Origin of the sequence: Candidatus Halobonum tyrrellensis G22, from assembly GCF_000495475.1 — an archaeon.
Lineage (GTDB): Archaea > Halobacteriota > Halobacteria > Halobacteriales > Haloferacaceae > Halobonum > Halobonum tyrrellense.
On sequence record NZ_ASGZ01000020.1, the window covers coordinates 80,356 to 89,430 of the forward strand.

6 protein-coding genes and 1 pseudogene are annotated in these 9,075 nt (G+C 71.2%); 5 read left to right on the forward strand and 2 right to left on the reverse strand.

The genetic code is table 11. From position 1 onward, the window contains the following. Positions 1–70 precede the first annotated feature (70 nt). Positions 71–571, forward strand: a complete 501-nt coding sequence (locus K933_RS06245; protein ID WP_023393852.1) for a hypothetical protein — start codon at positions 71–73, stop codon at positions 569–571. A 10-nt stretch (positions 572–581) separates the two neighbouring features. On the opposite strand, the gene K933_RS06250 is transcribed toward K933_RS06245, so the two are convergent. Further along, entirely contained in the window at positions 582–1,115 is a 534-nt protein-coding gene (locus K933_RS06250) for a GNAT family N-acetyltransferase (protein ID WP_023393853.1), read from the reverse strand. A 260-nt stretch (positions 1,116–1,375) separates the two neighbouring features. On the opposite strand from K933_RS06250, the gene proS reads away from it, so the two are divergent. From proS to pyrF, 3 genes are all read left to right on the forward strand, one after another. Beyond that, complete coding sequence (proS, locus tag K933_RS06255) at positions 1,376–2,872, forward strand: proline--tRNA ligase (RefSeq protein WP_023393854.1); 1,497 nt, start codon at positions 1,376–1,378, stop codon at positions 2,870–2,872. A gap of 247 nt (positions 2,873–3,119) precedes the next feature. Next, complete coding sequence (gene gltB, locus K933_RS06260) at positions 3,120–7,655, forward strand: glutamate synthase large subunit (protein WP_023393855.1); 4,536 nt, start codon at positions 3,120–3,122, stop codon at positions 7,653–7,655. Between the two features lie 104 nt (positions 7,656–7,759). Then, positions 7,760–8,572: an orotidine-5'-phosphate decarboxylase gene (pyrF, locus tag K933_RS06265; RefSeq protein ID WP_023393856.1), complete on the forward strand. Its 813-nt coding sequence runs from the start codon at positions 7,760–7,762 to the stop codon at positions 8,570–8,572. 25 nt (positions 8,573–8,597) lie between these two features. Here pyrF and K933_RS18635 read toward each other — a convergent pair whose 3' ends face one another. After that, positions 8,598–8,762 (reverse strand): hypothetical protein, encoded by a 165-nt coding sequence (locus tag K933_RS18635; RefSeq protein ID WP_023393857.1) that lies wholly within the window; start codon positions 8,760–8,762, stop codon positions 8,598–8,600. A gap of 116 nt (positions 8,763–8,878) precedes the next feature. Here K933_RS18635 and K933_RS06270 point away from each other — a divergent pair. Continuing rightward, positions 8,879–9,075, forward strand: a pseudogene (locus tag K933_RS06270) (J domain-containing protein); the annotation flags it as partial.

Consider the following 9,075-nt stretch of genomic DNA (forward strand, 5'->3'; position numbering starts at 1 on the left):
GTATCAGTCCTGATTATAAAAGCCTTCCCAAAACGCAAGACACCACCCGCGCCGCGTCCACCACCCCCGTATGCGACTCACGCCCGCGCGCGTCCGCGACGAGCGCGACCGACTCCGGGACCGCGCCGACGTGGTCGTCCCGCTGGTGAACGAGACGCGCGGGACGCTCTCGGACCTGTTCGGGACCGACGTGGCCCGCGTGACGGCCGACCAGTACCGCGCCGAGGTCGACGCGGTGTTCGCCGACGGCGACCGCGCCGTCAACGTCGCCGCGCTCTGCGGCCTCCTCCGGAAACTCGACGTTCAGGGGGACTACCCCGGGTTCGTCGTCGACGAACTCCTCGGCCGGCGGTTGGCCGCGACGCTCGCGGGCGGTCAGCCGCTCGCGCTGCTCGCGGAGGCGACGTTCCACGTCGCGGACGCCCACACCCACGGCGACGCCGACGACCCCGCGGGGGCTGACGACCTCGACGCGGCGCTCGCGGCCGGCTTCCAGACCCGCCTCCCCGGCTGGTCGTGGCGCGAGTCCGACAGCCCGTTCTCGGTGGAGCCGACGGCCGACGGGGAGTGAGCCGGCCGGTCTACGCCTCGTCGTCGCGGCTCTCGCCGTTGTCCCCCCCGCCCCCTCCGCCCTCGACTCGGGTCTCGTCGTCCGCGCTCGCGTCGCCCCCCTCGTCGTCCCGTAGCCCCTCGCGCGGCCGGACCATCCGGACCAGCGGCTCCTCGCCGCCCTCGGGTAGCCCGACCGTCTCGGGGTACGGTTCGAACCCCGCCGACTCGTAGAAGGGGACCAGCCCCTCCCGGCAGAGCAGGGCGAGGTTCACCCCCCGGAGGCGCTCGTCGTCGGCGAGCGCCGACAGCAGCGCCCGGCCGAGACCCTCGCCGCGGCGGTCGGCCGCGACGACCACGTCGTACACCCGGGCGTAGTAGGCGAAGTCGGTGAGCACGCGCGCCGCCGCCACGAGGGTGCCGCCGTCGCGGACCCCGAGCGCGAGGTCGGTGTTCGACAGCGCCGCCGCGACCGCCCCGGCGTCGCGGTCGGCCCACCAGCCGTACTCGGCGTACAGGGCGGTCAGTTCCGCGGCGTCGGTCGGGTCGAGTTCGACCGTCTCCACGTTCGGGGGTCGTACCCCGACCCGAAAACGATTCGCGGCGCGCGCGACCCGGTGTCACACCGGCGGTAGACTCTCGTGTGCCCCGGCCGACGCTCCGGGCGTGACCCGCCGCGCCGACAGCCGACTCGGCCGCCGCGTCCGCCCGGTCCCGCCGGGTGGCGCGTAGCCCCGCCACCCGCCTCTCCCCTTCGCGCTCTCGCGAGCCGACCCGAACGCACCGTGTTTAAGACGACGGTCCGACACCCACGATACATACGAACATGAGCGACACGCACGACGCCGACGACGGGGACGACCAGGACCTCGGCGTCACCAAGTCGAAGCAGTACGAGACCGGCGAGTGGTACGCCGAGGTGGTCCAGAAGGCGGGGCTGGCCAACTACGGTCCCGATGGGATGAGCGGGTTCATCGTCACCCGCCCGCGGGCGTACGAACTGTGGGAGCGGCTCCAGGGCTTCCTCGACGCCCGATTCAAGGAGACCGGGGTGCAGAACGCCTACTTCCCGATGTTCATCCCCGAGAGCTACCTCGAAGCCGAGAAGGACATCGTCGAGGGGTTCGACCCCGAGGTGGCGTGGGTCACCCACGGCGGCACCGAGGAACTCGACGAACGCCTCGCGGTCCGGCCCACCTCCGAGTCGATCATCACTCCCTACATCTCCCAGTGGGTGCGGAGCCACCGCGACCTCCCGCTGCGGGTGAACCAGTGGTGTTCGGTCGTGCGGTGGGAGGCGACCGAGACCAAGCCGTTCTTCCGCACCAAGGAGTTCCTCTGGCAGGAGGGTCACACCGCCCACGCCGACGAGGACGACGCGTGGAACGAGACGATGCTCAGGCTCGACCAGTACGAGTCGGCGTACGAGGAGATGCTCGGCATCCCGGTTCTCAGGGGGCGGAAACCCGAACACGACACGTTCCCCGGCGCGGACGCCACCACGACGGTGGAGGCGCTGATGCCCGACGGCAAGTCGGTGCAGGGCGCCACCTCCCACTACCTCGGCACCTCGTTCGCGGAGGCGTTCGACATCACGTACGCCGACGAGAACGAGGAGGACCACCTCGCACACACCACCTCGTGGGGGTTCTCCTGGCGCGCGCTGGGCGCGCTGATCATGACCCACTCCGACGACCAGGGGCTGGTGCTCCCGCCGACGGTCGCGCCCGAACAGGTCGTGATCGTCCCCATCTGGCAGTCCGACACCCGAGCGGAGGTGCTGGAGTACGCCGAGGGGATCGCCGAGGAGTTGGAGGAGGCCGGCGTCCGGGTCGAACTCGACGACCGCGACAGCCGGAACCCCGGGTTCAAGTTCAACGAGTGGGAGCTGAAAGGGGTCCCCGTGCGGTTCGAGATCGGTCCCCACGAGGTCGACGACGGCGAGGTGACGGTCGTCCACCGCCCCGACGGCGAGGAGACGACCGTCGACCGCGAGGGGGTCGCCGAGACGGCGCGGGACCACCTCGATACGGTGTACGGCAAACTGTACGCGGCCGCCGAGGAACGGCTCGACACCGAGGTCCGCGAGGCGGACTCCCGGAGCGAGATCCTCGGCACGATCGGCCAGCACGGCGGCTACGTGAAGGCGCCGTGGTGCGGCGACGAGGCGTGCGAGACCGAGATCAAAGACCAGATCGCCGCCGAGATCGTGATGGTGCCGTTCCCCGACGACGACGACCGCCGCGACGACGACCACGACGACGACTGTGCGGTCTGTGGCGACCACGCCACCCGGACCGCCTACTTCGCCAAGTCGTACTGACTCCGGTCGGCGTTCAATTTTCCCTCGCGTATCCGATCGTTCGTCGTGCTAACTGTTCACTTGGATATCGACTCCGAACGTTCTAGGGATTTCACCTACTGATACGGAAGAAAACTTCCCGGGCGGGAAGAGCCACGTATATTTCTTCCGTTTCTGACCCCGATCCCCTAATACACCCTTGTATGGTATTGGTACACTATGATGCCTTCAGGGACACGGCTTTACGTCGCTCCGCGAACTCCCGCACATGACTGAACAGAACGTGTCAACGTGCTCCCAGGACGGGCTGGCGGACCCGACCGACGAGCGCTCGAACTGCGGTGTCGGGGCCGTAGTCGACCTCGACGGCGGCCGTTCTCACTCGGTAGTGTCCGACGCGCTCGACCTCCTCTCGAATCTCGAACACCGCGGCGCGACCGGCGCCGAACCGAACACGGGCGACGGGGCGGGCGTGATGGTCGAACGCCCCGACGAGTTCTTCCGCGGAGTGGTCGACGACCTGCCCGAGACGTACGCCGTGGGGTCGGTGTTCATCCCCGACGACGACGCCGTCCACGCGGATCTGGAGGCGCTGTTCGAACGGGAACTCAGCGAGCGCGACCTTGAGATCGTGACGTGGCGCGACGTGCCCACCGACGCCGACGCCGCGGATCTGGGGGAGACGGCGCTCGACTCCGAACCCGACGTCCGACAGGTGTTCGTCGCCCCGACCGACGACCCCGACGACGAGGCGTTCGACCGACGGCTGTACGTCGCGCGCCGCGCCATCGAGTCGGCCGCCCCCGAGGTCGACGGCGCGGGCCGCTTCTACGTCGTCTCGCTCGACCGCCGCCGCGTCGTCTACAAGGGTCTCCTGACCGCGAGCCAACTGCGGGCGTACTACCCGGACCTCGCCGACGACCGGTTCACGTCGGGCGTGGCGCTGGTCCACGCGCGCTTCTCGACGAACACGCTCGGCGCGTGGCACCTCGCGCACCCGTACCGCAACGTGGTCCACAACGGCGAGTTCAACACCATCCGCGGCAACGTCAACTGGATGCGCGCCCGCGAGGGCGACCTCTCGGGCGGCGGCTTCTCCGAGGCGGATCTCGACGCCGTAACCCCCGTCGTGTCGGACCCCGGTCAGTCGGACACCGCCTCGCTCGACGAGACGCTCGACCTGCTGCTCCACGGCGGGCGCGACCTGCCGCACGCGCTCCGGATGTTGGTGCCGGAGGCGTACCGCGGCGACGACGCGATGGACGACGACCGCCGCGCCTTCTACGACTACCACGCGTCGCTGATCGAGCCGTGGGACGGCCCGGCGCTCGTGCTCGGCTTCGACGGCGAGCGGGTCGCGGGCGTGCTCGACCGCAACGGGCTGCGCCCGTGCCGGTACGACGTGACGACGGACGGCCGGCTGGTGATGGCGAGCGAGGCGGGCGCGCTCGAACACGAGCCGAGCGAGGTGGAGGAGCGCGGCCGGCTCCAGCCCGGCGAGACGTTCGTCGCCGACCGCGAGGCGGGGCGCGTGCTCGCGGACGACGAGGTGTTCGCGGACCTCACCGCCGACCGCTACGGCGAGTGGGTCGACGCCGAACAGCGCGACCTCGACGCCGTGGTCGACGGCGCCGAGGCCCCCCCGGTCGACGGAAACCTCCGGGGACTGCAGGCGACGTTCGGCTACACGACCGACCAGCTCGACCACCTGATCGAGCCGATGGCCGAGTCGGGGCACGACCCGGTGGGGTCGATGGGCGACGACACGCCGCTGTCGGTGCTGTCGACGTACGATCGACCGCTGTTCACCTACTTCAAACAGCTGTTCGCGCAGGTGTCGAACCCGCCGATCGACTACATCCGCGAGGAGTTGGTCACGTCGCTCGAGTCGCGGATCGGTCCCCAGCGCAACCTGCTCGACGAGTCGCGCGAGCACGCCCGCCAGGTGGTCTGCGACTCGCCGATCCTCACCGAAGCGGCCGCGGCGGGGCTCCGGAACGTCGGCGCGGCGACCGACGGGGCGCTGAACGCGGAGACGCTCGACGCGACGTTCGACGAGAGCGAGGAGCTGTCGGCGGCGGTCGCCGACCTCCGCGAGCGAGCCGTCGCCGCGGTGGAGGCGGGCGCGGACGTGCTCGTGCTGTCGGACCGCGACGTCGGCGCCGACCGCGTCCCGGTCCCCAGCCTGCTGGCGACCGGCGCGGTCCACCACGGGCTGGTCCGCGAGGGGCTGCGCGCCCGCTGCGGGCTGGTGGTCGACTCCGCGGACCCCCGCGAGGTCCACCACGTCGCGTGTCTCGTGGGGTACGGCGCGGACGCGGTCTGTCCGTACCTCGCCTACGAGACGGTACGCGACATCGTCGCCGGTCCCGAGGGCGCCGACGAGGAGCAGGCGATCGCGGCCTACCGGGAGGCGCTCGAGGAGGGGCTGTTGAAGACGATGGCGAAGATGGGTATCTCGACGGTCGAGAGCTACCAGGGCGCGCAGGTGTTCGAGGCGGTGGGGTTAGACTCCGCGCTGGTCGGCGAGTACTTCGAGGGGACCGAGATCCGCACCGAGGGGATCGGTCTCGGGGAGGTCGAGTCCGACCTCCGGAAGCGGCACGCGGTCGGCTTCGGCGACGACCCCGAACTGGAGACGCAAGGGGAGTACGAGAACCGCTCGTCGGGGCTCCACCACGGCTGGAACCGCAACTCGGTGAACGCGCTCCACACCGCGGTCCGGAGCGGCGACTACGACGACTGGGGGACGTTCGCCGAGCAGGTCAACGGGGGTGACGAGCCGGCGGAACTCCGGTCGCTACTCGAGTTCGACTCCGACCGCGACCCCGTCCCGCTCGACGAGGTGGAGCCGGTCTCGGAGATCGTGAAACGCTTCTCGACGGCCGCGATGAGCCTCGGCAGCCTCTCGCCGGAGGCACACGAGACCAACGCGGAGGCGATGAACTCGATCGACGCGAAGTCGAACACCGGCGAGGGCGGCGAGCCGCCCGAACGGTTCGACACGGAGCGGGAGTGTAACGTCAAGCAGGTCGCCTCCGGGCGGTTCGGCGTCACCAGCGAGTACCTCACCAGCGCCGAGGAGATCCAGATCAAGATGGCGCAGGGGTCGAAGCCGGGCGAGGGCGGCCACCTCCCCGGCGAGAAGGTGAACGACTACATCGCGCACGTCCGGTGTTCGACGCCGGGCGTCGGCCTCATCTCGCCGCCCCCACAGCACGACATCTACTCGATCGAGGACCTCAAACAGCTGATCCACGACCTGAAGGCGGCGAACCCCGACGCCGACGTCAACGTGAAGCTGGTGTCGGAGGCGGGGATCGGCACCATCGCGGCGGGCGTCTCGAAGGCGGAAGCCGACGTCGTACACGTCTCGGGTCACTCCGGCGGCACCGGCGCCTCGCCGAAGACCAGCATCAAGAACGCGGGCTTGCCGTGGGAACTCGGGCTGGCGGAGGCGAACCAGATGCTTCGCGCGACCGGCCTGCGCGACCGGATCCGCGTGAGCGTCGACGGCGGGATGAAGACCGGCCGCGACGTCGCCGTCGGCGCGCTGTTGGGCGCCGAGGAGTTCGCGTTCGGCACGGGCGCGCTCGTCTCGTCGGGCTGTGTGATGGCGCGGCAGTGCCACCAGAACACCTGCCCGGTCGGCATCGCCACCCAGCGGGAGGACCTCCGCGAGCGCTTCCCGGGCGAGCCGGAGCACGTGGTCCACTTCATGAGCCACATCGCACAGGAGCTCCGCGAGATCATGGCGTCGCTCGGCTTCCGGACGGTCGAGGAGATGGTCGGCCGGCCGGACGTGCTGACGCAGGCGGAGACCGACCACCCGAAGGCGAAACACCTCGACCTGTCGGCCGTGCTCGCCGACCCCGCGGAGGGCGCGCGGACGAAGGTGCGCGAGCAGGCGCACGCCGCCGTCGCCGACTCAATCGACTGGGCGCTGATCGAGGCGGCCCAGCCCGCCCTCGAGGAGGGCGAGCCGGTGACGATCAGCGGCGACGTACGGAACACCGACCGCGCGGTCGGCGCGACCCTCTCGAACCGGGTGTCGAAGACGCACGGCGGCGACGGCCTCCCCGACGGCACGGTGACGCTCGACTTCGAGGGAACGGTCGGCCAGTCGTTCGGCGCGTTTCTCGCGCCCGGCGTCGACGCCCGGCTGACGGGCGCCGCCAACGACTACGTCGGCAAGGGGCTGTCGGGCGGCCGGGTCGTCGTCGAGACGCCCGCCGACGCGGCGTTCGACCCCGCGGAGAACACGCTGGTCGGCAACGTCGCGCTGTACGGCGCGACGTCGGGCGAGGCGTACGTCAACGGCGTCGCCGGCGAGCGGTTCGCGGTGCGCAACTCCGGCGTGAAGGCGGTGGTCGAGGGCGTCGGCGACCACGGCTGTGAGTACATGACCGGCGGCGTCGTCGCGGTGCTCGGCGACACCGGCCGCAACTTCGCGGCCGGGATGTCCGGCGGCGTGGCGTACGTGTACGACCCCGACGACGAGTTCGAGGCGAAGGTCAATCGCGAGATGGTGTCGACCAGCGGCGACCTCTCGGAGGCGGACGAGCGAATGTTGGAGCGACTGGTCGAGAACCACGCGACCCACACCGACAGCGAGCGGGCGGCGGCGCTGCTCGACGACTGGGCGAACGCGGTCGGCGACTTCGTGCGGGTGCTGCCCGACGCGTACGCCGACGTCATCGCGGAGGGGCGCGGCGCGGACGTGCGCGACGAGGTGCCCGAGGCGGCCGACGGCGGCGACGCCGGCGCGGCGTTCGAGCGGACCGCCGCCAGCAGCGACGACTGAGCGGCCGCTCCGAGCCGCCCGGACCCCGGCCCGACTCGCGCGGCCGGCGTCGCAGCCGCGCGAACGGCAACACTTAGCGTCCGGGGGGCGCCCACAGGGAGGTAGTGACGGAGTTCAACCCCTTCTTCTCCGACCTGCGCGAGCGCATCGACGCCGTCGACAGCCTGGTCTCGGTCGGGTTGGACGCTGACCCCGACCGTATCCCCGAGCACCTCCGCGGGAAGGACCTCCCCCGGTGGGCGTTCAACCGGCGGATCATCGACGCCACCCACGAGTACGCGGCGTGTTACAAGCCGAACGCCGCCTTCTACGAGGACGCCGACGGCTGGCGGTCGCTCCGCGAGACGGTCGCGTACGCCCACGGGAAGGGCGTGCCCGTCCTGTTGGACGCCAAGCGGGGCGACGTCGGCAACACCGCGCGGGAGTACGCCGAGTTGTTGGAGTACGTCGACGCCATCACCGTCAACCCCTACCTGGGGCGCGACTCGCTCGACCCGTTCCTCTCGCGGGAGGAGAAGGGCGTGTTCGTGCTGTGTCGCACCTCCAACCCCGGCGGCGCCGACCTCCAGGGACTGGAACTCGAGTCGGGCGAACCGCTCTACCGCCGCGTGGCCGCGCTCGCGGACCGCTGGAACGAGGCGGGCAACGTCGGACTCGTGGTGGGGGCCACCGCGCCCGCGGAACTCGAAGAGCTACGCGAGGCGGTGCCGGACCTGCCGTTCCTCGTCCCCGGCGTCGGCGCGCAGGGGGGCGACGCCGAGGCGGCGGCGACGTTCGGTCCCGCAGACGGGGTGGGGCTGGTCAACTCCTCGCGCGGGATCATCTTCGCGGGCGAGGACGCGGGCGAGCGGTTCCACAAGGCGGCGGGCCAGGCGGCCAAGCGGCTCCGCGACCGGCTGAACCGTCACCGCGAGTGAGCACCGCGAGGGGCGCGACCGACGGCTACGCCGGGCCGCCGTCGACCCCGCCGCCCGCGATCCGGGCGCACTCGACACACGCCCCGGCGTCGGCGTCGTAGTCGTCCTCACAGACGGCCGCGCCGCAGACGCCACACGTGCGCTCGGCCTCGGCGGTCTCGCAGATCTGACAGAGTCCGGTGACGCTCATCCCCACCGCTCGACGCTCGCCGCGTATCAACGCCACCCCTGCGTGGGCCGGCCGTCGCCGCGGGAGCCGGTCGCGCCGGGCGAGGGGTTTACGGGCGCGCGCCACCGACATCGGCCGTGGACCGCGACGCGCTGGTGATGGGGATCGCGGCGGTGTTCGCCGGGGTAGCGGTGGTGATGTCGGTGCTCGCGTTGAGCAGTTCGCTGTTCCTGTTCGTCGTCGCCGTCCCGTTCGGGGTCGCCGCCTACCTGCTGTGGGACCACGCCTCCGGCCGGATGGCCGAGCGGGTTCGGAGCCGGCGGGGGCGGCGGAG